The 24,910-nt window shown below is 59.6% G+C and carries 21 protein-coding genes; 5 read left to right on the forward strand and 16 right to left on the reverse strand.

From position 1 onward, the window contains the following. Nucleotides 1-26 precede the first annotated feature (26 nt). Together acnA and CO583_RS03545 are read right to left on the reverse strand one after the other, a co-directional pair. Complete coding sequence (gene acnA, locus CO583_RS03540; RefSeq protein ID WP_408902057.1) at nucleotides 27-2,714, reverse strand: aconitate hydratase AcnA; 2,688 nt, start codon at nucleotides 2,712-2,714, stop codon at nucleotides 27-29. 52 nt (nucleotides 2,715-2,766) lie between these two features. Further along, nucleotides 2,767-4,077, reverse strand: coding sequence for a citrate synthase (locus CO583_RS03545; RefSeq protein ID WP_052349211.1), 1,311 nt, complete (start codon nucleotides 4,075-4,077; stop codon nucleotides 2,767-2,769). A gap of 279 nt (nucleotides 4,078-4,356) precedes the next feature. Between CO583_RS03545 and CO583_RS03550 the strand changes: the two genes are divergently transcribed. After that, nucleotides 4,357-5,415, forward strand: a complete 1,059-nt coding sequence (locus tag CO583_RS03550; RefSeq protein ID WP_086431147.1) for an isocitrate/isopropylmalate dehydrogenase family protein — start codon at nucleotides 4,357-4,359, stop codon at nucleotides 5,413-5,415. Between the two features lie 68 nt (nucleotides 5,416-5,483). Here the strand turns inward: CO583_RS03550 and CO583_RS03555 are convergent, their stop codons facing one another. After that, on the reverse strand, nucleotides 5,484-6,023 hold the full coding sequence (locus CO583_RS03555) for an HdeD family acid-resistance protein (protein WP_081562957.1): 540 nt from the start codon (nucleotides 6,021-6,023) through the stop codon (nucleotides 5,484-5,486). Between the two features lie 182 nt (nucleotides 6,024-6,205). Between CO583_RS03555 and gpmA the strand changes: the two genes are divergently transcribed. Then, nucleotides 6,206-6,943 carry a 2,3-diphosphoglycerate-dependent phosphoglycerate mutase gene (gpmA, locus tag CO583_RS03560; protein ID WP_283163459.1) on the forward strand — a complete coding sequence of 246 codons (738 nt, stop codon included), beginning with the start codon at nucleotides 6,206-6,208 and terminating at the stop codon, nucleotides 6,941-6,943. On the opposite strand, the gene CO583_RS03565 is transcribed toward gpmA, so the two are convergent. From CO583_RS03565 to CO583_RS03590, 6 genes are all read right to left on the reverse strand, one after another. Beyond that, nucleotides 6,905-7,807, reverse strand: coding sequence for a GIY-YIG nuclease family protein (locus CO583_RS03565; RefSeq protein ID WP_086431210.1), 903 nt, complete (start codon nucleotides 7,805-7,807; stop codon nucleotides 6,905-6,907). The genes gpmA and CO583_RS03565 overlap by 39 nt on opposite strands. Before the next feature lie 134 nt (nucleotides 7,808-7,941). Next, nucleotides 7,942-9,171 carry an SMP-30/gluconolactonase/LRE family protein gene (locus tag CO583_RS03570; protein WP_081562955.1) on the reverse strand — a complete coding sequence of 410 codons (1,230 nt, stop codon included), beginning with the start codon at nucleotides 9,169-9,171 and terminating at the stop codon, nucleotides 7,942-7,944. A gap of 74 nt (nucleotides 9,172-9,245) precedes the next feature. Then, nucleotides 9,246-10,382, reverse strand: a complete 1,137-nt coding sequence (locus CO583_RS03575) for an asparaginase (RefSeq protein WP_248630371.1) — start codon at nucleotides 10,380-10,382, stop codon at nucleotides 9,246-9,248. 16 nt (nucleotides 10,383-10,398) lie between these two features. Then, a complete protein-coding gene (locus CO583_RS03580) occupies nucleotides 10,399-11,622 on the reverse strand; it encodes a hypothetical protein (protein WP_086431148.1) in 1,224 nt (407 codons plus the stop codon). 127 nt (nucleotides 11,623-11,749) lie between these two features. Further along, on the reverse strand, nucleotides 11,750-12,955 hold the full coding sequence (locus tag CO583_RS03585) for a hypothetical protein (RefSeq protein WP_154981628.1): 1,206 nt from the start codon (nucleotides 12,953-12,955) through the stop codon (nucleotides 11,750-11,752). Nucleotides 12,956-13,034: 79 nt separating this feature from the next. Further along, nucleotides 13,035-13,550: a hypothetical protein gene (locus CO583_RS03590; RefSeq protein ID WP_043560806.1), complete on the reverse strand. Its 516-nt coding sequence runs from the start codon at nucleotides 13,548-13,550 to the stop codon at nucleotides 13,035-13,037. A 450-nt stretch (nucleotides 13,551-14,000) separates the two neighbouring features. Here CO583_RS03590 and CO583_RS03595 point away from each other — a divergent pair, with 450 nt between their 5' ends. Next, complete coding sequence (locus CO583_RS03595) at nucleotides 14,001-15,512, forward strand: globin-coupled sensor protein (RefSeq protein WP_249103150.1); 1,512 nt, start codon at nucleotides 14,001-14,003, stop codon at nucleotides 15,510-15,512. Between the two features lie 257 nt (nucleotides 15,513-15,769). Here the strand turns inward: CO583_RS03595 and CO583_RS03600 are convergent, their stop codons facing one another. Both CO583_RS03600 and panC read right to left on the reverse strand, forming a co-directional pair. Continuing rightward, nucleotides 15,770-16,888, reverse strand: a complete 1,119-nt coding sequence (locus tag CO583_RS03600) for a glycerol dehydrogenase (protein WP_081562951.1) — start codon at nucleotides 16,886-16,888, stop codon at nucleotides 15,770-15,772. A gap of 284 nt (nucleotides 16,889-17,172) precedes the next feature. Beyond that, a complete protein-coding gene (gene panC / locus CO583_RS03605; protein WP_248630369.1) occupies nucleotides 17,173-18,003 on the reverse strand; it encodes a pantoate--beta-alanine ligase in 831 nt (276 codons plus the stop codon). Nucleotides 18,004-18,141: 138 nt separating this feature from the next. On the opposite strand from panC, the gene CO583_RS03610 reads away from it, so the two are divergent. Both CO583_RS03610 and CO583_RS03615 read left to right on the forward strand, forming a co-directional pair. Beyond that, a complete protein-coding gene (locus CO583_RS03610; protein WP_081562950.1) occupies nucleotides 18,142-19,383 on the forward strand; it encodes a TIGR03862 family flavoprotein in 1,242 nt (413 codons plus the stop codon). Further along, entirely contained in the window at nucleotides 19,380-20,849 is a 1,470-nt protein-coding gene (locus CO583_RS03615) for an ATP-binding protein (protein ID WP_086431152.1), read from the forward strand. Before CO583_RS03610 ends, CO583_RS03615 begins: the two co-directional genes overlap by 4 nt. Nucleotides 20,850-20,991: 142 nt before the next feature. Here the strand turns inward: CO583_RS03615 and CO583_RS03620 are convergent, their stop codons facing one another. From CO583_RS03620 to gnd, 5 genes are all read right to left on the reverse strand, one after another. Next, complete coding sequence (locus CO583_RS03620) at nucleotides 20,992-21,552, reverse strand: gluconokinase (protein ID WP_043561569.1); 561 nt, start codon at nucleotides 21,550-21,552, stop codon at nucleotides 20,992-20,994. Then, nucleotides 21,549-22,238, reverse strand: a complete 690-nt coding sequence (gene rpiA, locus CO583_RS03625; protein WP_043560820.1) for a ribose-5-phosphate isomerase RpiA — start codon at nucleotides 22,236-22,238, stop codon at nucleotides 21,549-21,551. The genes CO583_RS03620 and rpiA overlap by 4 nt, the downstream gene beginning before the upstream one ends. After that, complete coding sequence (pgl, locus tag CO583_RS03630; protein ID WP_043560822.1) at nucleotides 22,235-22,975, reverse strand: 6-phosphogluconolactonase; 741 nt, start codon at nucleotides 22,973-22,975, stop codon at nucleotides 22,235-22,237. The genes rpiA and pgl overlap by 4 nt, the downstream gene beginning before the upstream one ends. Before the next feature lie 21 nt (nucleotides 22,976-22,996). After that, the gene (locus CO583_RS03635; protein ID WP_248630368.1) at nucleotides 22,997-23,833 is read right to left on the reverse strand and encodes an HAD family hydrolase; all 837 of its coding nucleotides are present in this window, start codon (nucleotides 23,831-23,833) and stop codon (nucleotides 22,997-22,999) included. Between the two features lie 71 nt (nucleotides 23,834-23,904). Continuing rightward, entirely contained in the window at nucleotides 23,905-24,909 is a 1,005-nt protein-coding gene (gene gnd / locus CO583_RS03640; RefSeq protein WP_043560825.1) for a phosphogluconate dehydrogenase (NAD(+)-dependent, decarboxylating), read from the reverse strand. Nucleotide 24,910 lies beyond the last annotated feature (1 nt).

Raw genomic sequence — 24,910 nt, forward strand, 5'->3', positions numbered from 1 at the left:
TCATCAGGAAAACATGGACCATGCCGTCACCGCACGCTCCCGCCATCCGCAATGCGCTGCAACACATAAGGCAGGATACCCCCCTGGGCGACATAGGCCAGCTCAGCCCCCGTCTCCAGCTGGAGGGTGGCCTGCATGACCTGCTCCATGCCATCCGGTGCCGTAAAACACACACGGACAGGCTGCCGGGGCTCAAGCCGGGCCGGAAGGTCGATGCTCACTTCTTCCTGCCCCGTCAGGCCGAACGTCTGACGGGTCACCCCCTTGGGAAAGGTAAGGGGCAGAACCCCCATCCCTGCCAGATTGGCCCGGTGAATCCGTTCGAAATCCTCGGCAATGACAGCCTTTACCCCCAGGAGACGGGGGCCTTTCGCTGCCCAGTCCCGTGATGACCCCATGCCGTAATTCCGCCCCGCTACCACCACCAGCGGTACCTGCTCCTGCTGATACCGGGCAGCAGCATCGAAAATGGCTCCTTCCTCCCCATCTGGCCAGTGCCGGGTCACGCCACCCTCACTACCGGGGATCATCTCATTACGGATACGGATATTGGCAAATGTCCCCCGTGCCATGACACGATCATTCCCACGGCGGCTGCCATAAGAGTTGAACTGCGCCGGTGAGACGCCATGCTCCTCAAGATACCGGGCAGCAGGCGAACCGATGGCAATCGTTCCGGCCGGAGAAATATGATCCGTCGTGATGTTGTCCCCGAACAGGGCCAGAATCCTGGCCTTGCGGATTGGCCCCGTCACGCCGGCAGCCTCCTCCAGCCACGGCGGTGACTGGATGTAGGTTGAAGACCCATCCCACGCAAACGTTGCACCGGCCTTGCCGTCTCCCAGTGCCTGCCACTGGGCAGGCCCCCGCTCCACAGTCGCATAGCCACGGGCAAAGGCCTCCGCCACGACGGACTGCGCCATGAGATTCGCCACCTCATCCCCGCCGGGCCAGATATCGGCCAGCATGACAGGCTGACCGGCCTCATCATGGCCAAGAGGTTCCACCGCAAGATTCCGTGTCACGGTCCCGGCCAATGCATAGGCCATCACGAGCGGTGGGCTGGTGATGTAATTCAGCTTCGTATGAGGGGAAACACGCCCCTCGAAATTACGGTTCCCGGACAGCACTGCGGCAACTGTCAGATCATGCTCCGTGATCGTCCGGGCAATGTCAGCCTGCAAGGGGCCGCTATTGCCGATGCAGGTCGTGCAGCCATAACCAACGATCTCAAACCCTAACGCACTGAAATCCTCCAGCAGACCGGCCCGTTCCAGATACCGGGTTACGGCCTGGCTGCCCGGGGCCAGAGAGGTCTTGAGGCGCCGTGCCACCTTCAGGCCCCGCTGACGGGCCTTCCGGGCCAGAAGCCCTGCTGTCAGCATGGCCGCAGGGTTGGATGTATTGGTGCAGGATGTAATGGCTGCCAGCACGACATCCCCGGCACCAAGGCTTTCCCCCGCAAGGGCGGCATCCTTCGTGCAGATGGGGAAACGGACATCCCCCTGTCCTTCGGCCGCCAAGGCGGCCCGGCTGGTCTCTGCCACGGCAGGAAGGTCATGACGCTGGGAGGGTGTTTTCGGCCCGGCAACAGAAGGCTTCACAGTCCCCAGGTCCAGACTCAGCACAGTGGTGAAAAGCGGTGTTTCATTACCCTCCCGGAACAGTCCCTGCTGCCGCAGGTACGCTTCCACGAGCCGGACATGATCCGGCGAACGGCCTGTCAGGGTCAGATAGTCCATGGCCAGTGCATCGGGTGGAAAATAGCCGCAGGTCGCTCCATATTCAGGTGCCATGTTGGCAATGGTGGCCCGATCCGCCACCGGCAGGTGATCCAGCGCCGGACCGAAAAACTCCACAAACTTGCCGACAACCCCTTCCGCCCGGAGTTGTTCTGTCAGGGTCAGCACGATGTCCGTCGCTGTCACGCCGGGAGCGGACCGTCCCTCCAGATACACCCCCACCACATCGGGCAGACGCATGGCAATGGCCTCTCCCAAGGCGGCGGCTTCGGCCTCGATGCCACCAACACCCCAGCCCAGAACACCAAGGCCGTTGATCATGGTCGTATGGCTGTCTGTTCCGAAGACCGTATCCGGGAAAAGGGTTGTCACGCCCTCTTCCTCCTTCCGCATGACCAGCGGAGCCAGATATTCCAGATTCACCTGATGGCAGATGCCGGCCTCTGGCGGAATGACCCGGAAATTGTCGAATGCCTGCTGCCCCCAGCGCAGAAAACTGTACCTCTCCCGGTTGCGGCTGAACTCGTGGGCCACATTCTGCTCCAGAGCATCTGTCTGCCCCGCCACATCCACTGTCACGGAATGATCGATCACAAGATCTACAGGGATGAACGGATTGACCTCCTCCGGATCACCACCCAGCCGTTTCATGCCGTCACGCATGGCGGCAAGATCGACCACAGCGGGAACACCTGTAAAATCCTGCATCAGGATACGGGCCGGACGGAACGGAATCTCACCTTCGGCATGGCAGGTCTCAGCCCAACCCGTCACCAGCGCCGCCGCATCATGCTGCCCCTGCCTCAACACGTTCTCCAGAACGATCTTCAACACATAAGGCAGGCGTTGCGCCTTCTCCCCCGCTCCGGCCAGAGCCTGGGGGAGCGATACATATCGATAACTCTGCCCCTCATGCTCCAGCCTCTGCCATGGAATGCCCCCCTGCCCGGCTGTCCTGTCTGTTCCAGTCATCATGCCCTCCCGCTTGCCAGTCTCGTGCCCTGTTTCTTCAGCCGGCTGCTCCTCAGGACGCCGGCACATCCCGCCTGTCCGGCCCGACATAAAGGGCACGGGGACGGCTGATGCCTGCGCGGCTCTCCAGCATTTCCTTCCACTGGGCAACCCATCCCGCTGTACGGGCCACAGCAAAAAACACCGTGAACATGGAGGACGGAATCCCCATCGCCCGGAGGATGATTCCGGAATAGAAATCCACATTGGGATAAAGCCGCCGGGAGATGAAATACTCATCATTCAGGGCTGTCTCTTCCAGCTTCATGGCCAGCTCGAGACGGGGATCATGATCCATCCCGAGCTCTGCCAGCACTTCATGGCAGATGTTCCGCATCAGCCCGGCCCGTGGGTCCAGATTCCTGTAAACACGGTGGCCAAAGCCCATCAGCCGCGTACCATCCTCCTGATTCCTGACACGGTTCATAAAATCCGGAATGCCGTCCACCGTACCGATCTCATCCAGCATATCCAGCACGGCCTCGTTCGCACCGCCATGTGCTGGCCCCCAGAGCGCCGCCACACCAGCAGCGACACACGCAAAAGGATTGACCCCCGTGGCCCCCACCGTCCGCACGGTGGATGTAGAAACATTCTGCCCATGGTCGGCATGAAGGATCAGAATCCTCTCGAAGGCCCGTGCCAGAACCGGATTCACCTCCCAGGCTGCTTCCGGCATGGAGAAGAGCATGTGCAGACAGTTCTCCGCATAGCTCAGTCCCGGACGGGGGTAAATCAGCGGCAACCCCCGGCTGTAGCGGTAGACCCAGGCTGCCAGAGTCGGCATCTTGGCCACAAGCCGCAGGGTAGACATCTCCCGCTCCTCTGATGTGATACGGTGCCGCTGGTCCGCTCCCTGATTGCCATAGAAGCTGGAGAGGCCAGCCAACGTCCCGCAGAGCATGGCCATGGGGTGGGAATCCCGCCGGAACCCGTTGAAGAAGTTGCGTATCTGCTCATGCAGATGTGCCTCAGCCATCAACCCATGTTCGAAACGGGCCTTCTGCCGTGCATCAGGCAGCTCTCCGTGTGACAGCAGCCAGGCGACTTCCGGGAAACTCGCTTTCTGGCAAAGCTGCTCAATCGGGTAGCCACGATGCAGCAATATCCCGGCCTCACCATCAATATAGGTGATGGCACTCATGCAGGATGCCGTATTGGCAAAACCGGGGTCATAGGAAAACACACCCGCCCGCCGGTAGAGGGTCCGCATGTCCACCACATCCGGCCCCAGCTGCCCCTTCATGCTGCCCAGCGGCACCTCCTGCGCGGTTCCCTCCACCCTGCGAAGCACCCACTGCCCGGCATCCTGCTGTGCTGCCATTACTTCACGGATCCCCATGATGTGACCTCCCTGCGAAACGACACCGGAACAGTCCATTTAATTTCGGTATCGTTATATTTGAGTAACGCACATAGTTCCTGCCCCCGCAAGCATCATGCTCTACAAAAAAATCTTCATCTTCCAGCTCTTGTCACATTCCCATGAAGCATGATGAGCTGGTGCTCTCTGGCTGGATCATGCCACCGGCCAGACAGAAAGGTTCACCCACCACGGGCATGAAGAGGGCACACAGCCCCATTTTCAGGGAGAATTCCCCCCATGTCAGCCCACACATCCTCCACAGCAGGACAACCCATACCCGTAACACTGATTCCCGGTGATGGAATCGGCCCGGAAATCACACGGGCCACAAAAGAGGTTCTGGCGGCCCTTGGCGCCCCCTTCCTCTGGGACGAGCAGAAAGCCGGAGTCCATGCTCTGGAAGACGAAGGAACCCCTTTGCCGGACGCCACCCTCCGCAGCCTGGAACGCACCCGCCTTGCCCTCAAGGCACCGCTGGCCACGCCCAGCGGCACGGGATTCCGCTCCGTCAATGTCACACTGCGTCAGAAATTCGACCTTTACGCCAACATACGCCCTGCCCGTACTCTTCTCCCACGGGATGACCTGCGCCGCTATGACGGGCTGGACATCGTGCTCATCCGGGAAAATATCGAGGGTTATTACGCCGCCCGTGACTATTATCTTCCCCAGGGCGATGACCCGCAGGGCATGGCTCTTTCAGCTGGTTATACAACACGGGCCGAATGCGAACGCATCGTGACCCATGCCTTTGACTATGCACTGGCCCATGGTCGCAGAAAGGTAACGCTGGTCCACAAGGCCAACATCCTCAAGCTGATGAGCGGCCTTTTCCTGGAAACAGGACGCAAGGTTGCCGCCCGTTATGAAGGGCGCATCGCCTGTGATGAACGGATCGTGGATGCCTGCGCCATGCAGCTCTGCCTCGACCCCTCCCAGTTTGATGTGATTGTCACCACCAATCTGTTCGGTGACATCCTTTCCGACCAGATATCCGGTCTGACAGGTGGGCTGGGACTGGCTCCGGGGGCCAATATTGGAAAAGACATGGCCATCTTCGAGGCCGTCCATGGCTCCGCTCCCGACATTGCCGGACAGAACAGGGCGAACCCCACGGCTCTCCTGCTCGCAGGCGCCCTCATGCTGGACCACACAAACCATGCAGCCCTGGCCACCCGCCTGAGAACCGCCATCATCCAGACACTCCAGAACGGCACACGCACGGGCGACCTCGGTGGCACGGCCACAACAGACCAGTTCACCAGAGCCGTCATAAACGCCCTGGAGAAACCCTGAACCGGAACATGAAAAAACCCGGCCTTTTCTGGCCGGGTTCTGACCTCATCCAGGCCTGAAAGCAGGGCTCAGACCAGATGCTTGAGCAGGATGCTGCGATGGATGACCGAAAAGCCCCAGAACATCAGGCTGATAGCCACATAATAGCCCAGCGCCGCCTGTGCCGTGATCGGGTTGATGCAGAACAGTGTCACGCCCAGAACAATATTGACGATGGCATCCAGCGCCATGAAGCTGCGGCCATAAGGCGAAGCCCCCATTCCGGCCAGCTCCATCACGCCACGCACGATGAACCATGCAGCAACCCAGATCGTCAGCCCGATGGCCGACCCTACGGGGTTGAAGAAGATCAGGATGGCCAGGATGATGAAGAAAATACCCAGGAGACCATCCAGCATCCGGCGTTCCATGCCTGTCCGGCGGAACACATCCACCAGCGTGAAAACCCCGACGAACAGAAGCCCGACCGCAATGAGGGCCGTAAGAGAGATGATGCTCAGCACGGGTGTCATGGCCACAAGCACACCCGTGAGGACGATCAGGGCCCCCATGACGATTCCACAATTACCTTCCTGCTTTACCAGATTTTTCTGCTGATTATCAGTCATGAGCCTTATCCCTCCATAATCTTCCCTGAAAAGGATGACGTATATTCACATCTCTGACAAGTATCAGAAGCCATGCGTAATAATGATGCCTGCCATCTTTTCCAGCCTGACATATCCTGCCATCTTGGCCTGCCATGCGCACATGCATGACAGTACGGCATGGAGCAGAAAGGAGGACCCTCATGATGACGGAGGCAAAGCTGGTGCTGATGCGCCACGGGCAGAGCCTGGGCAATGAGGCCAACCTGTTCACGGGCTGGAATGATCTGGACCTCTCCGCCAACGGCCATGAGGAAGCCCGCAGGGCAGGCCGCCTGATGCGGCACCACGGCTTCCGCTTCGATGCAGCCCACAGCTCCATGCTGAAAAGAACCATCCACACACTGCATCACTGTCTGGACGAGCTGGACCAGTCATGGCTGCCGGAATACAGGAGCTGGCGGCTGAATGAACGCCATTATGGTGCCCTGCAGGGGCTGAACAAGGACGACACCATCGCACGCTACGGCCGGGAACAGGTGCAGCAATGGCGCCGGAGTTTTGACGTCACACCGCCAGCTGTAAAGCCGGACAGCCCGCACCATCCGAGGAACGACCCCCGCTATGCCTCCATCCCTAGATGCGATCTTCCCTGCGCCGAAAGTCTGGCCATGACCATGAAGCGGGTGCTGCCCTACTGGCAGGATACGCTGCTGCCAGCCCTGCGGCAGGGCCAGTCCCTGCTTGTCATCACGCATGGGACTGTCATGCGGGCCCTCATCGGCCATCTGGACGGCCTGTCCCCCGAGGAAACGCAGACGCTGGAAATCCCGACAGGCACGCCACTTGTCTATGAAATGGATGATACCGGCAACCCTGAACAGCCCCACTATCTGGAACCTTCAGACATCATCCTCGACGACATCCCGCATCCGTTGTGACAGGGTACGCCCTTCTCCATCTTTCCATTCTATCCAACCGTTGGCAGAACGTCCCAACAAAAAGCTGGCAGCTGGCGAAGGATTCTTGAAAAGCGTGTCCCGTGTCAGCACCAGCCTTTCTCCCTCCAACCGCAAAAGACCGTTGTCAAGAGCTTCCTGACGCCCCTCCGCCGCACGGGGAGCATATTCCTCATATCTCGGAGAAGACCTGCGTCCATAAGACCCTGCCAAAATCACCATGCCTTCTTCGGTATAGTGGCCCCGCCCTTCAACACCAGTCCCTCGACAGAAAAACAGTTCCGGTACATCATCCTGCACTTGGGCAACCTGCCCTTCACCTAAAGGAAACTGCTCCAGGACCGGTTTAAAAACAGGATACCCCAGAGTCGTCAACAGAATGCTGATGGTCTCAAAGAGTTCATCACAGACAGCCCTCATGGAGGGAGACATGTGCGGGAAATCCCCGCCTTTCTGTCTGTTGTCCAGCACATACCGGCCGACCGCCTCTGCCTGCCTGAGAGACCACACCTCCAGAAAACGGGCATGCACCTCGGTCAAGACATCCGTCGACGTGACAGCCACCACAGCCCTGTTCCAGAAATCCTTTTCCCCGTTATGCTGCTTCAGCCGCTCCCCCAACTTTCCGGTCTGACCAACATATACTTTCGGCCGTTCCGTCTTATCTTCCTCCCCGAAAAGAAAATAAAGACCCACCCGCCCTGCTTCCGGTCTTTGTAAAAAAAGACGCAGCTGTGACCGGGGAATTTCAACCAGACTGACAGTACGGGTCACAACCGAGGCGACACGCAAACTCTGGGGATCCCCAGACGGCAAAAAAATCTCGATGGTCTGAGGATGTGGCATGAGCATTCCGTCCTGTCCTTCCAAAAAACATCAGAAAACGGACTGCCGTTTTCCATACCCGCTATTCACACGCTCATCCCCAGATCATCCACCATTCCATCCGCGGAAACTGTGGGTAAACTCTACAAAGGACTTCAGCTGTGCCCCGCACCCTGCGTGGCGGTGATGAGGCTGAACAGGGCCGTCCCGCAGCACATATAGAGGATATTGCGCTTCGGCCCCCCAAAAGTGAGGTTCGAACAGCCGACAGGCAGGCGGATACGGCCAATCATCTGGCCATGTGGATTATAGATGAACACACCGCAAAGCCCCAGCGGCCCCCAGGCACCGCACCAGAGGTTGCCCTCCACATCGGTGCGCAGGCCATCAGGGCGCATGGCCCGGCCAGCCAGCGTAAAATCCGTGAAGAGACGCCCGTTGGTCGGCCGCCCCTGTTTCAGGTCGAACACATGGATGGCATGGTCCGGCAAAGGCGGCTGCGCACCAGGGCCCACACCAGAGGACGCCACATAGAGCCGGCTACCATCAGGGGAAAAACAGAGACCATTGGGCCCTGCCACATCCTTCTGCCCCAGCACGGCCTCCACCTTCCCGGTTTTTGCATCCACCCGGAAGGTATGATCCTCCTGCCGACGCAACCCGCCATACTGGCTTGTCAGCTCCGCATCCAGATAAGGATTGAGATGACGCTGGGGATTGGCAGGACCATCCACATCGGCGTGGCCTTCTACCACTCCGTCCCCGTAGGCCGGGTCTGTGAACCAGATGCTGCCATCGGGTGCTGCCACGACATCATTGGGAGAGTTGAGCGTCCTGCCCCTGTACCGGTCCGCCAGCACGGTGACACTGCCATCATGCTCCCAGCGTATGACCCGGCGCATCCCATGCTCACAGGTCACCAGCCGCCCTTCAGCATCAAACGTGTTGCCATTGGCATTAAAACTTTCCCGCCGGTACAGGCTCACATGACCCTGCGGCCCATCCTCCGGGTCGTAGCGATACTGGCACCCCGTGATCGTATCGCTCAGCAGCAGAAAACGCCCGACCGTACACCAGGCCGGGCCTTCCAGCCAGCCAGCCCCCTGCCAGAGCTTCCGCAAGGGAGCATTGCCGTAATTCACAAGCCCGAAGGATGGATCAAGCGCCAGCACGTCAGGGTCGGGCAGATTGACCGGTGTCTCCTCCGCACCCCATGTCCGGGGCGGGGAGGAAATCACACTCGGGCCCGACACGATGGACCCAAGAGCATGTCCCGCCACGGGAGACGCCGCTACCCCTGCAAGACCCGCCAGCAGACCGCGGCGTGTCAGACGGCCGGCAGAACCACCAGCCCCTGCTTTTCCATCCCGCATCGGTTCATCCATATTCACATCCTCCCCCGGCCCGTTTCATGCCGACATCCAGCACTCACACCAAGGTAGAACTCAGCACGACGCAATCAATACCCGAAGGCAAAAGCACGCTGCACGGCCTGGACATCCTGCACCCCACCGGCCAGGAGCAGCTGCAGCAACAGACGGGCCTTCTGCGGGTTGAGGTCATACGACGCCACGAAGTGATGGGCCTCATCATCCACTTCCACATCACGGTTGACAAACCCGTCACCGACACGGCTGGAACGTACGACTACAATCCCCGCCCGGACGGCCCTGTCCAACGCCTGCATGGCCTGGGCCGACACATTGCCATCCCCCATTCCAGCAATGACGATCCCCTTCACACCGGCACGGATGGCATCATCAATCTGGCGACCATCCATATCCGCATGCGCATACACCACATCCACAGCAGGCAGCGTTGCGCCATCCGGCAGGGACAGGAACAGACGGGGCCGCGGCGGCCCGTAAAAGCGTACGGCGGCAGGGTCCACAATACCCACAGGCCCTGTCTGTCGGGACACGAAGGTCTGCAGGACCGTGCTGTCCGCCTTGCTGACCCAATGGGCCGCATGGATGGTATCATTCAGCACGACCAGCACCCCCCTCCCCTTCGCCTGCGGATGGGCTGCCACCTTGACTGCCTCATAAATGTTGGCCGGACCATCCGCACTGATGGCCGAGCCCGGACGCATGGCCCCTGTCATCACCACAGGCTGGTCATGATGCAGGACGGTATCCAGAAAGAAGGCTGTCTCCTCCATCGTATCCGTCCCGTGGGTGATGACTACGGCATCGGCCTCATGACGGGCAAAAGCCTGATTGATGCGCTCCATCAACCGGAACCAGACCTTGTGATTCATGTCCTGCGAAGGAATGTTGGCGATCTGCTCCACCTGAAGCTGGGCCAGCCTGTCCACACCCGGCACAGCGGCCACAAGCTGCTGCCCCGTTGTCGAGCCTGCATCATAACCGATTGCAGAACGTGGGTCCGCCTTTCCCGCTATGGTCCCCCCCGTGGCCAGAACGAGCACACGGGGCAACCGCCCCATGCCCTGCCCTGCCTGCGCCGAAGCCGGGGTGGCGGCCACCAGCCCGGTACCAAGCGGAAGAACCCTGAGAGCGGAAAAAGCCAGCTTCAGGCAGCGCCGGGCCCCCTTATGGGGTCTCAGACTGTTCAGCGTGTGTCGGATGGTCATGATGGACGGCCCTTTCTTACACGAAAGCCACGATGAGCGGACCAAGCAGGGTCAGCAGCACATTGGCCACGGCATAGGTAATGGCAAAGGGAACAGTAGGGCTGCCATGGCCAGCCTTGGCCAGAACCTCACCAAAAGCCGGATTGGAGCTGCGTGTCCCCGCAAGAGCCCCTGCAAAGAGGGCAACATTCCGATACCCCAGCAGAAAACGCCCGACAAGAGCCGTGATCACCAATGGCACGATGGTGACGATCATGCCCAGCAGCAGAATCGTTCCCCCCTGGCGGGTAATGATCGCCACGACCTGTCCACCTGTCTGAAGGCCTGTCACTGCGACGAAACCTGCCAGACCGAAACTGCCCCAGAGCAGGCAGACAGAAGACGGCATGGCGCCGTAGCCCGGATGTCGCCCATGCCACCAGCCAAAAAGCAGGCCGGACAGCAGGGCCCCACCACCACTGCCCAGCGTGATGGGCACCCCGCCCAGATGGACGACCACAAGCCCGAACAGCAGCCCCAGCGCCATGCCCAGCATGTTGTAGACAAGGTCCGTCGTAACCGGCACGGCAGTCCGCTGGACCGTCCCATTCTGGACAGCAGGCAGCGTATCCTCCGTCGCATCTTCTGGCAGGGATTCTGCCTTCAGCGCATCATCCCGCAAATTGCGACGCATGCAGAGTGGCAGAATGGTGGCGCAGAAAATGATGGTGCCGATGGACCCGAAGATATAGGTCACGGCATAGCCGACAGCAACATCCGCCTGCATCTGCTGCACCTGCGCCAGAGGGAGGCCGAGCTTCTCCAGAGCGGAACTGGCAGTGCCAATGATGGCAGACTGCGTCAGCCCCCCTGCCGCCAGACCGGCGGCTATGCCTTTGTCCAGATGGAACAGCCGCGCAACCCCGATAACGGTCCCGAACGCACTGATGGCCATGATGACCGCCAGAGCCACCTCCCGCAGGGACTGCCGCCCCAGAGAGCGGAAAAAGTTTGGGCCACTGCGATATCCCACAGCGTAGATGAACAGGATGAACAGTACTGTCCTGAGGCTGGACCCCACATGCACACCAAACTGGCTGATCAGCACGGCCACCAACAATGACCCTGCCACGCCCCCAAGCTGAAACACGCCTATCCTTATGCGCCCGATCAGAAAGCCAAAACCGACGGACAGGAAAAAAGCCAGCTCTGGATTCTCTCCAAAAAGATGAGACAACCCGTGAAACAGACGCTGGAACATGCCGTGACCTTTTCTCCAAACAGTCATGGAGAAAGCCTGGCGGTTTCCCAACCAGGCTTTCTCTACAGAACATTACTTACCGATTATGGGACGTTCCATCCAGACGGGATGGATGCCAGCGAACAGCCTACCCGAAAGCCACAATGAACGGCCCCAGAAGAGTCAGCAGCACATTGGCCACGGCATAGGTAATGACAAAAGGGATGGCCGGTGTGTTGTTGCCTGCCTTGGCCAGGACCTCACTGAAGGCCGGGTTGGCACTACGTGCCCCCGACAGGGCCCCGGCAAACAGGGCGACATTCCGGTACCCCATGAAGAAACGGCCAATAAGCGCCGTAATGACCAGCGGCAGGATCGTCACCACCATACCGAGCAGCAGGAGGAGCACCCCCTGATGGACAATGACTTCCACAGCCTCCCGGCCTGTCTGCAACCCCGTCACCACCACGAAGCCAGCCAGACCGAAATTGCCCCAGAAGGAACAGACAGACGACGGCATCTCCCCATAACCGGCGTGCCGCCTGTGCCACCAGCCGAACAGCAGGCCGGACATCAGTGCCCCACCCCCACAACCGAGCGTCAGGGACATACCCCACACACGGATGACCACAAGGCCAATGACCAGCCCGACAGCCACGCCGAGCATGTTGTAGACGAGATCGGTCGCCGCTGGAACAACGCCACGCTGCTCGGTCTCACCCCCCACATCCTCCGGCAGTCCCCCTGCCTCTGCCGCCAGGGCATCGGCCTTCATGTCACGCCGCATGAAGAAGGGCAGGATATCCACGCAGAAAATGATGGTACCGATGGAACCGAAAATATAGGTCACGGCATAACCTGCGGCCACATGGGCCTGCATCTGCTGCAACTGTGCAGCGGACAATCCCAGCTCTGCAAGGGCCGAACTGGCCGTACCGATGATGGCAGACTGGGTCAGCCCTCCTGCCGCCAGACCGGCCGCCATGCCCTTGTCCAGGTGGAACAGACGCCCTACCCCGACAACCGTTGCAAACCCGCTGACAGCCAGAATGACGGACAGCATGATCTCTCGCAGGGACTGCCGCCCCAGAGAGCGGAAAAAATCGGGCCCGCTGCTATACCCCACCGCATAGATGAAAAGAACGAAAAGAACGATCTTGAGGTCAGAATCCATCTTGACGCCAAACTGACTGATGAGGACCGCCATCACCAGTGACCCGGCAATACCGCCGAGCTGGAACGTACCGAACTTTATCTGACCTATCCAAAAACCAAGACCGATGGAAAGAAAAAAAGCCAGCTCCGGACTCTGCGCAAAAAGCGACGACAGACCGTGAGACAGAAACTGGAACATTTCGGGACCTTTCTCCCAAACACTCAATGAAAAGCCACACACGTATCACGGCCCATGGTGGCTTTTCTGCGACCTGTTTTTACTCAGCTGCTGTAAAAATTTCCTCGAGATGTTCTAGGGAGACAGCCTCGCGGGTATCGGGAATGGGCTTGCCCTCGTGGTCCAGTTTTTCAATCTCGTACACAATGAAACCCTCATCATCATAATGTACATCGATGACGAGGAAGCGGTCGGACGCATCGCCTTCACCACGATGCTCTTCCGTCTTCACCAGCTTCTGGTCCTTGGCGAACGGCAGGTCAGCCAGCTTTTCTTCGTCGATCTGACGGACGGCATGGTTCCATTCTTCGTAGGTCTTCCGGATGGCCGCATAGATTGCTGCCGTATCGGGAAATTCTTCAACATCCTCTGTCGTGGTGACATCCACCGTAGCAATGTCGGACCCGAAATTGGCCTGAACCTGATAAGGCTCGGGCGCAATCGCCTTCACAGCCTCCAGAATACGCTCAAGGAACTCAGGCCCATACATGGATGAATTGAAATTCAGCATCTTGGAACGATCAAGAGTAACACTGATTTTGGCGGTTGTGGCCATGGCCCCCTCCTGGATAAAAAATTGCCGGGGCCCATTCTACCAGAACAGGGGGCCTCGCACACCCCCTCAGGGGTCAGTCACGCCCCACGCACAACCTCATCCTCATGCTGGAATCTGGCTTTTTCCCTGATGAATACTGGCAATTCATGACATGAACGCCATAAAACACACCTGCGTTACAAAAACGTAACATGGTTGCTGATGGGCCAGCCTCATGCCCCTCGCCCTCGCCAACAGCCACACAGCCGACGGGATTGGCCCTCAGAGATGGAACGGCATGAGATGGTTAACGCAACATGCTGAAGAAGGTAACATCAGGCTACACGAACACCAAATATATTAAAATAAGATTTCTTTTAATACTTCAGAAAGCTTCCATCCGCCATAAGGCTTTAAAAAGGCTTTTTTAAGTCTTATCCATGATAACATCTGTTACTTCACGAGGGAATCATGTCAAAATTTTCAGCTATCATGCATAACCCGAATGAAAGCCTTGAGGATACTGACGACCTGAGAGAGCGGCTGCATTTCCTCCAGCTGGATGAACAGGACTGCCTGGCCATCCGCCGTATTGAAAAATACGTCATCAGATGCCTGCCCAAGGCATTGGATACCTTCTATGACACGGTCCGCCGGACCCCCCAGACCAGAAGCTTTTTTTCCTCAGAAGCACAGATACAGAAAGCCAAAAAGGCGCAGCTGACTTACTGGAAGAACATCGCAGCTGCCAATTTCGGCCTGCAATATGCCAATACGGTGCGCCGCATCGGCCGAACCCACGCCGAAATCGGGCTGGAACCACGCTGGTACATCGGCGGCTACGCCCTGCTGCTTGCCAGCATCATCGCAGATGTCTCAAATCAGCTGGCCCCTCCGGCACCGCTGTTGCCCCCAAAGATGTCCTTCTCCAAGCTGACGGACTCCCTCGCCAGCCTCAGCAAGGCCGTCTTCCTAGACATGGACCTCACCATTTCCATCTACATTGATGAAGCCAGAAAGCTCAACAAGGAAGAAATGAGCAAACTGGATGAGGCCATTGAAGAAGAACGCCGGTTTGTGACCGAGCGCTTTGGCCACATCATCGACGCCCTTGCCAACAAGAACCTCTCCCACACGGTGGATGGGAACTTCCCCAATACCTACCTCCCCATGCGGGACAACCTCAATCACGCCATCTCGTCCCTCTGCCAGACGCTTCATACCATCAGCGAGGCAACGGAGAGCATCGACAATACCGCTGATGAGATCAACAGCGCGGCACAGGACCTCGCCCAGCGCACGGAACGGCAGGCTGCCTCTGTCGAAAAAACGGCCGCTGCCGTGGAGCAGATCACCGCTACGGTATCTTCCACCGAATCCCGTGTCAGCGAGGCGACCCAGTTCGTTGAGGAGTGCCAGGCCATCACGGAACGTTTCGGCACCATGATCCGCCGTGCCAGCACGGCCATGGAAGAGATTGAACGTTCTGCCGAAGCCGTGAACAAGATCACCAACGTCATCTCCAACATTGCCACGCAGACCAACCTTCTGGCACTGAACACCGGTGTTGAAGCCGCCCATGCGGGCGAAGCTGGCAGCGGGTTCCGTGTCCTGGCGCAGGAGATCCGCAAACTGGCCAACCGGGTGGGCGATGCTTCCGAAGAGGTGAAGGACCTCATCAATACCTCCCAGACCCATGTTGATTCCGGTTCAGCCATCATGAAGGATGCCAGCAGCGCCATCGACACCATCATCTCCAGCGTGGCCAATATCGGCACACATCTCAGAGAGATCTCAAAGGCCACATCTGAGCAGGCATCGGCCCTGCGGGACGTGAATGGTGCCGTCGTCACCATCGACCAGGGCACCCGGGAAAACGCCGCCATGGTGGAAGAAACCTCTGCGGCCACCTCCAACATGGCCCAGCGGACACGCCAGCTACGGCAGCTGCTGGATGGGTTCGTTCTCCGGGGACAGAAATGATACGGGGGGCCTCCGTGCCCCTCCAGCCGGTCGGCATACTGCACCATGGAGCAGTACAGGACAGACAGGACAACAAACGCCCTTCTCTGACCATCCACCCGACCTGAAGCCACACTGGCCAGACAGCGGAAGACGGCCCCGCTGAACAACAGATCACTGATGGTGTCCATCCCCCATGAAAAAAGGTCCGGAGTCTAGCACCCCGGACCTTTTCCCTAATGGGTCATGTTGCCATGACCTCACCCTGTCGGACCTTTTCAGGCCTGATGGGCGGCACGATAGCGCTCACCAAGGGCGTTCGCAGCCACCATGGCATGATAGACATCATCCGGCGTGACCTTGAAGGGCAGATTGCCCATCGTGTCGTCCTTGTCGCAGGCGATCTCGGCCACCTTGCGCCAGTCAGCCTCCACAAACTCCTTGACACCCAGCTCCTTGAGGGTCATCGGCAGGCCAGCTGCCCGCACGACACGCAGCACCTCTTCAATCTCTTCCTTCGGTGCATTCTCCAGCACCAGCTGGGTCATCAGACCAAAGACCACCTTCTCACCATGCTGGGCATGATGGAGATCCTCGATAGCGGTCATGCCATTATGCACGGCATGAGCAGCGGCAAGACCACCCGTCTCGGCACCGGTCCCGCTGAGATAAATGGTTGCCTCGACCATTTCTTCCAGAGCCCGGGTCGGCACCTTGTTGCGCACAGCATCCATGGCGAGATCAACATTCTTGCAGACCAGGTCATAGCACATGCGGGCCAGACCGAGTCCCGTACGGGACGGACGCTTGCAGGAAAGGTTCACCCCATCAGACCGGTAGCAGGCACGGGCCTCAAAGTATGTGGAAAGGGCATCACCGATACCAGCAGCAAAGAAGCGCACCGGGGCACCGGCAATCACACCCGTATCAGCCACAACGACATCGGGATTCTGCGGCAGGAAGAGGTACCGGTCGAACTCGCCCTTCTCCGTATAGATCACAGCCAGCGCAATGCAGGGTGCATCGGTGGAGGCAATGGTCGGATAGAGGATGAGTGGCAGCTTGTAATAATGGGCAACGGCCTTGCTGGTATCCAGCGTCTTGCCACCACCAATACCGACAATGACATTGGCACCACGTGTCTTGGCCAGCTCGCCCAGACGCTTGATCTCGGCATCCGTACATTCACAGCCGAACCTCTCGGCTGTGCCTTTCAGCCCGGCTTTCTCCAGCCCAGCCACGGATTCCTTCTGGACACGCTCCACAAAGAATTCATCGCTGATGATGAACGCGTTGTCGCCAAAATCTTTTACATAGTCATGCAGCTGGGCCAGCAGACCCGTACCGATGATGAATTTCTTGGGGGCTGAAACGGTGCGCGGGGTTTTCTCAACCATGCTCGATATCTCCTTCAAGCATATGTAAATGCCTTGTTACCCCGCCACGCTACCCCTTCGCCCGCCACTTGACCAGAAGACATTACTGGCTTTCACAACATGCCAGCATGTATTGCCATGCATAGGTGACAGGCGTGGCCCGCCCCCTCTCTGATCTCACCTCATGGCTGGCAAATAACAGGACAAATACAACCCTCTTTATTGAGGGATGAATATCCGGCAAACGCAATTACCAATATGAGAATTATTGCATCCTGTTCTCAACAAAAGGTCAGGACCACTTTTCAGAACAGCGGCATATTGTCGATCAGCCGCACGGCCCCCAGCTGCACGGCCAGCAAGGCCAGAGCCCCCTCCCGGACCTCCTCTTCAGCCTGGAACGTATCCGGATTCACGATGGTGACATAGTCAATATCCACAAGCCCGGCCTGCACCAGCACATCCCGCATGGCCCCCTCCAGCACGGCACGGCGGCGTTCACCAGCCTGCACCAGGGTCCGGCCCCGGCAGAGAGCCTGATGCAGCACCGGGGCCCTGTGGCGTTCCGCCTCCGTCAGACGACTGTTGCGGCTCGACCCGGCAAGACCGTCCGCCTCCCGCCATGTTGGCAGGGTCACAATATCTACCGGAATATTCAGGTCCCGCACGAACCGCTGGACAACAGCACATTGCTGGGCATCTTTCTGCCCAAAATAGACCCGCTGCGGCTGGATGATGTTGAAAAATTTCGCCAGCACCGTCGCCACACCCGCAAAATGGCCGGGACGGGACGGCCCCTCAAGCTCCAGCGCCACACCACCAACATCCACCTGCGTGGCGAACCCTTCAGGGTAGAATTCTGCCGCTTCCGGCGTAAAAACACAGGCCACGCCCTCCCTGCGCAGCAGGGCAATATCCCGTTCCAGCGCCCGGGGATAATTGGCAAGATCATCCGCCGACCCGAACTGTATGGGATTGACAAAGAGACTGACGACAACAGCATCAGTCTCCTCCCGGGCACGGCGAACAAGCGAAAGATGCCCCTCATGCAGGAAGCCCATCGTCGGTACAAAGCCGACCCTGCCAAGCTGCGCCCGCTCCTGCCGCATCTCCTGAACCGTCGTGCAGAGTTTCATGTCGTCCCTTTCCCGGATGATTGCCCTCGCAGGCTACGCCTTTCCATACCCTGTCTGCCTCCTGTCTGTCTTCCCCGACAGGCCGGAACAGGCTAACAACACCTCACCGCCGCCACACCCAGCCAGAACGGACTGCCCATGCCCGACACCAGTACGGCCCGTACACTCCCCATTGCCATCATCGGGGCTGGCCCGGCAGGGCTGTTTGCCGCTGAATGTCTGAGCCGGAAGGGCCATGAGGTCCATCTGTTCGACCACATGGCCAGGCCGGGACGGAAATTCCTCATGGCAGGCCGCAGCGGCCTGAACCTCACCCACAGTGAACCGCTGGAACCATTCCTGCAACGCTACGGGACAGCACGGGACTGGCTGGAACCTGCCATCCGCCACTTCCCGCCCGAGGCTCTCCGCCTCTGGGCTGAAGGATTGGGCGAACCCTGCTTCACCGGCAGTTCTGGCCGGGTCTTTCTGAAATCCCTCAAGGCCTCTCCCCTGCTGCGCCGCTGGCTGGTCCGCCTTCAGGAACAGGGCGTGCAATTCTTTCCCCGCCACAGGCTGACAGATATGCAGGGCCTGTCTCTCACCTTCCAGACACCGGAAGGCCCGGTCCAGCAGACAGGACGTGCCGTCATCCTCGCCCTGGGGGGCAGCAGCTGGGCACGACTGGGCAGTAACGGGCAATGGGCATCGCTGCTGGAACAGCACTGCACGCCTTTTGCCCCCTCCAACTGCGGCTTCATGCCGGACTGGCCTGCCGAATTCCTGCTCCGCCACGAAGGCGAGACCCTGCGGGGAGTCACGCTCAACTTCGCCGGCCAGACACATCGTGGCGATCTCATCATCACGAAACGGGGGCTGGAGGGAGCACCACTTTACGCCCTTTCAGCTCCACTGCGACAGGCTCTGGCAAAATCAGGCGGAGACACCGTAACCGTCCACCTGAATCTCCGCCCGACTCTGACGCAGGAACGCATACTGGAACGCCTCGCCCGCCAGCGTCTCCGTGAAAGCCGGAGCAACAGGCTGCGCAAGGCTCTGGGGCTGGACCGTACCATGCGGGAGCTGCTCACCCAGCTCTGCCCGGACGCCCGCACACCCGGTGAGCTGACAGACGCCATCACGCAGGCCCCCCTGCACCTTGTGGCTCCTGCTGCGCTGGACAGGGCCATTTCCACCGCCGGAGGGCTGAAACAGGCAGCGCTGGATGAAGGCTTCATGCTGCGCCACCAGCCCGGCCTGTTCGCCTGTGGTGAAATGCTGGACTGGGATGCTCCTACAGGGGGCTATCTGCTCCAGGGCTGTTTTTCCACCGCCTGCTTCTGTGCAGAGGCTGTTCATCACTGGCTCTCCCGTCCATTGCCCGGTAAAGTGGCGCCATGAGTTCATCACATTTTGGCCCCCTTCTTCTTGGCACCACAGCCCGTGGTGAGGATGCCCACATCGACCTGCCTGAACTGCTGGCTACCCGCCTGCTCGTGCAGGGCAATTCCGGCTCTGGGAAATCCCACCTCCTCCGGCGTCTGCTGGAGCAGAGCGCAACTCTCGTCCAACAGGTCATCATCGACCCGGAAGGGGATTTCGTCACGCTGGCAGAAAAATACGACCATCTCGTCATCGAGACGGACACACAGTCCGAAGCCAGCCTGCGAAGTGCGGGGGAACGGGTCCGGATGCACCGGGCCTCTGTCGTGCTGAATCTTGAGCAGAGCGAGCCGGAAGGGCAGCTCCGTTCTGTCGGTGCCTTCCTGACCGGCATGTTCGAAGCGCCAAGGGCCTACTGGTATCCTGTCCTCATCGTGGTGGACGAAGCCCAGCTCTTCGCCCCCATTGCCGGGGGTGATACCTCTGACGAGGCACGCCGCCTCTCCCTCAATGCGATGACCAACCTCATGTGCCGGGGACGCAAAAGGGGCATGGCAGGCATCATTGCCACCCAGCGTCTGGCCAAGCTGGCCAAGAATGTCGCCGCCGAGGCTTCCAACTTCCTGATGGGACGGACCTTTCTGGATATCGACATGGCTCGTGCCGCCGACCTTCTGGGCATGGAGCGCCGTGCTGCCGAAGGCTTCAGGGACCTTGCCCGTGGGCAGTTCATGGCGCTGGGACCCGCCCTCGCCCGTCGCCCCCAACGTGTCACCATCGGTCCGGTCGAGACAGCCAGCCATGCAGGTGGCCCTGCCCTCATGCCGCTTGAACAGCCCAACATTCCTGTGGATGAGCTGCGGGATCTCATCCTCGAGGCCCCGCCGGAACCCGCTTCCCGCCCCCGCAAGGAACCGGCTGCCCCCAAACCGGACCTGCTGGCGCAGCTTGATGCCTACAGCTCCTCCCGTGACGCCAGAGAGCAGCAGCAGAGCCAGCAGATGGCTGCACCAGACCCGGAAACTCTCTGGACTCTCGTCGCCGAAGCCGGACAGGATGAGGATGCCGCCTACCGGCCACTCGCCACCCTGTATCAGGACTTCCAGATGAGGGCACGGCTGGCCGGGTTCTCCCGCAACATCCTGCCCATGCCGCAGTTCCAGACCATGCTGAGCACCATCCGCTGCGGTATCACCCGTGAACGGGCCGAAAGCGAGGCCTGGCAGGACATCCAGCAGCGGGCCAGCCGCCTGCCGGACGACATGCAGCCTGTCTATTTCCTGCTCGCCCATGCAGCCATGGAAGGCAAACCCTGCCCGGATGATGCCGCTCTGGCCCGGGCCTATGGCACCCATTCTCTAGGGCGGGCACGGCGGCAGCTTACTTATCTTGAGAAATGCGAGGCCATCATCCTTCAGGGCACGGGCCGCCACCGTCGGATCGCCATTATTGGCCCGGGCTGGCAGACAGCCTCCCCGGCCTGACCCCCCTGAACAGCCCCCATGGGAAGGAGCCGCCCGGGCAAGGGTCTCCTTTCCCCACGAAAAATGGCGGAGCCAGAGGCCCCGCCATTTCCTGATGCCCAAAGAAAGGGCCATCACTGAACCGGTAATAACCGACCCTGTATCAGTCCACCACCTTCGGCGGGGGGACAACACGCAGACGCTCAATCACACGGTCCCGCAGCTCTTCCGGCGTTGCATCACCAGGAACACGGATCACCGGCTCGTCATCTGTCGGCTCCTCCAGAGTGGCCAGCTGGCTCGGCAGAAGGGTCGGCGGCATATAATGCCCGACACGGTGCTTCAGCCGGTCCTCTATGATCTTCGGGTCCACCTTCAGGTAGACGAACTGGACCGGAATATGCTTGGCCAACGCATCACGATATTTCTTCTTCAGGGCGGAACAGGTCAGCACGGCACCGGTCCCCTTCTCGGCGCACTTGGCCAGCCAGTCGTGGCACAGCTCCAGCCAGGGGGCACGATCTTCATCCGTCAACGGGTGGCCACTGCGCATCTTTTCCACATTGGCTTTGGGATGCAGGTCATCACCTTCCTGAAACGGCCAGCCAAGGCTCTTGGAAAGCAGCTCAGCCACAGTGGTCTTGCCGTTGCCGGAAACCCCCATCACCACAATGTAATGCGGAGCAATACCCGATGCAGCCTTGGCGGCTTCTTTTTCTGTCATGGCGTCCATTGTTCAACCTCCCGTTCGGTGGCAACCAGCACATCGGTTGCCATATTGGGGAACAAACCATGCTCCACCACGCCTACCGTACCATCCAGACGCGTGGCGAGAGCCTGCACGTCACTGATCGGACCGAAAGCGCAATCAAGTATCCTGTTCCCGTTATCGGTAATAAGCAGCTCGCCTGTCAGATGCCGACGGGGACGGATGACCTTTGCCCCCAGAGCCTCCAGACGGGCTGCCGTTGCCTCGTAGCCAAATGGAACAACCTCCACTGGTACAGGCACCCGCTGGCCAAGCTGGTCAACCGGTTTGGTTACATCCACGATCACGACAAAACGCCGTGACGCCTGGGCAACGATCTTCTCACGCAGCAGAGCAGCCCCCAGCCCCTTGATGAGATTCAGCGTCTTGCGCTCCACCTCATCTGCGCCATCAATGGTGATGTCGACTACGGAATGTTCTGCAAACGTCGTGATCGGAATCCCCGCTGCACGGGCAAGTCTTGTCGATTCCTCGGAGGTCGGGATGGCATGAATATCCAGCCCTTCCCCGGCAACACGCTCACCGAGCCTTTCAATCATGAATGCTGCGGTACTGCCTGTCCCCAGCCCGACGACCATCCCCGGTTTGACGAGGCTTGCAGCAAGATGGGCAGCAGCACGTTTACAGTCATCTACATTCATGAAAGCTCTCCAGCAGCGGCTTCATCGGCCAGTATGAGGATTTTCCCCTCGGAAACAATACGCCCTGATGGGATGCTGCCATCCCCCTGACGCAAACGGGCCAGCATTGGTACTTTATTTTCCCCGGTGACAAGGAAAACGACCAGTGCACTGGAGGCAATGGCCGGGTAGGTCAGCGTAAGGCGCTCATGCGGGGCCGTACGGGGCGCTGCGACGCCAACCCAGGCCTTCTTTTCCTCAAGGACAGGCTCCCCCGGGAACAAGGATGCCGTATGCCCATCCGTACCCAGGCCAAGCATGACGATATCAAACAGCGGGCGGCCTGCTTCCAGCTTCGTGGCACCATAGGCCTGTTCCAGAACGCTCTGGTAGCTGGCAGCATCTTCCGCAACCGTAGCGGCTGTCGGCATCGGATGGACCTGAGCCGCCGGGATGGAGACCCTGGAGAGCAGCAGCTCCCGGGCGCTGGCATGGTTGCTGTCCGCATGGCCCTCGGGCACGTGACGTTCATCCCCATAGAAAATTTCGACACGGGACCAGTCCACCTGCCGGGCCATGTCGGGCTGGGCAAGAATCGCAAAAAGCTGCTTGGGCGTGGATCCACCAGAGAGAGCAATGCGCACCCTGCCCTGTTGCTTTTCTTTCACCGTCCTGATCAGCAGTCTGGCCATTTCCATAGCCACGGCTTCTGAGTCCTTCAGAACCTCTACGACCGCATGGCGCATGTCTGTCGTCATACCCGTACCCTCCGAATCACGTCATCTCCCCTGCTGGCAGGGGGCTAGCGGCATAATGAACGTCTCGGCAGCATATGCCCAGCCACCTTCATCAGGTTTTCCGGTCACATGGGTGGCTTCTTTCTTCACGGAATCCGGCGCCTGCCCCATGGCGATGCCCATGCCAGCCGCCTGCAGCATCGGGATGTCATTGGGGGCATCGCCAAGAGCAGCCACTTCCTGCGGTGTTACGCCATACAGTCTGGCCAGCTCTGCCACCGCCTTGCCCTTCGTGGCCAGGGCAGGTGTGATGTTCAACTTGTGTGGGGCCGAACGCAGCAGGCTCGCCCGCCCGGCAAAAGGAGCCGCCAGCTCGGCTTCCAGCCGGGCAATCAGGGCTGTATCGTCAGAACAGACCATAAGGCGGTTCACGGTCTTCGGCGTGACGGGCCATGAAGATACTGCCCGGGGCGTGATGCCCGTCAACTCCTGCTCCCGCTTTGCCAGCAGCGTCCGACTGTCACGCACCAGCCATTCCTGTTCTGTCTGAAACCAGACCTCCACAGGGAAAGGAGACAGAGCTTCGAGAATGGCCGCAAGATCCCCGACAGAAAAATGGTGGCTCTTCAGAATGGTGCCATCCGGCATGAAAAAGACGCCCCCATTAAATCCGGCACAGGGCCCTTTCAGCCCGAGCTGCCGGACATAAGGCAGCACAGCCGCCGGGATGCGGGCACTGACGAGCGCCAGAGCCACACCCCGCTCTGCCAGATGCTGGACGGCCGTGCCTGTTGTGGGAGAAATGGTTCTGTCAGAACCAAGAATGGTGCCATCCATATCGGACAGCACCAGCCTGATCCTGGGGGATGTTTCTGTCATGAGTATCTTCCTCCCTCACGGGGGAAGAAGGGGTGCGGCCCCCTACCGCATCCCCCATTCTCCAGAACAGTTTATTTCTTGCGCTCGGTATGGCCACCAAATCCATACCGCATGGCCGAAAGAGCCTTCTCGGCGAAATTGTTGCCGGTACGGGACCGGAAACGGGTATAAAGGGCTGCGGTCATTACCGGGGCAGGCACGGCCTCCTCAATGGCGGCTTCGATCGTCCAGCGGCCTTCACCGGAATCCTGCACCTCGCCACTGAACTCGCTCAGATCACCAGAACGGGCCAGCGCCTCGGCTGTCAGGTCCAGCAGCCAAGAGGACACGACACTGCCACGGCGCCACACCTCGGCAATATCAGCCAGATGCAGGTCATAACGCTCATCTTCCGGCAGCTTTTCGGAGTTCTTGCTGGCCAGCACATCAAAACCCTCAGCGATGGCCTGCATCATGCCGTATTCGATGCCGTTATGGATCATCTTCACGAAATGACCAGCCCCGGCCGGACCACAATAAAGATACCCCCTCTCGGCCCGCGGGTCGTGGCGGCCATCATCCTCACGGTCCGGCGTGCGGGGCACATCACCCATGCCCGGAGCCAGCGCATCCAGAATGGGGTCCACATAATCCGCAGCGTGCTTCTCGCCGCCATACATCATGCAGTAGCCACGCTCCAGCCCCCAGACACCACCAGAGGTCCCGACATCGATATAATCGATGCCACGCTCGCCCAGCTCTTTCGCCCGGCGGATATCTTCCTTGTAATAGGTGTTGCCACCATCGATGATGATGTCACCTTTGCCCAACAGCGGGGCGAGCTTCTGTATGCAGTCTTCCGTCACCTTGCCAGCTGGCAGCATGACCCAGATGACACGACGCTCCTCACTGGAAAGGAGTTCGGCCATTTTCTCGAAGGTCTCGGCCCCCTGGGCACGCCCCTTCTCTGACCGCTCGACAATCTTCTCGGTGACAGCGGGAGTCCGGTCGAACACGACAACATCATGCCCCTTGCGGGTCAGGCGGACGGCAATATTGCCACCCATGCGGCCAAGTCCGATAATTCCGATACGCATC

Source organism: Parasaccharibacter sp. TMW2.1882 (genome assembly GCF_023337635.1).
Lineage (GTDB): Bacteria > Pseudomonadota > Alphaproteobacteria > Acetobacterales > Acetobacteraceae > Bombella > Bombella apis.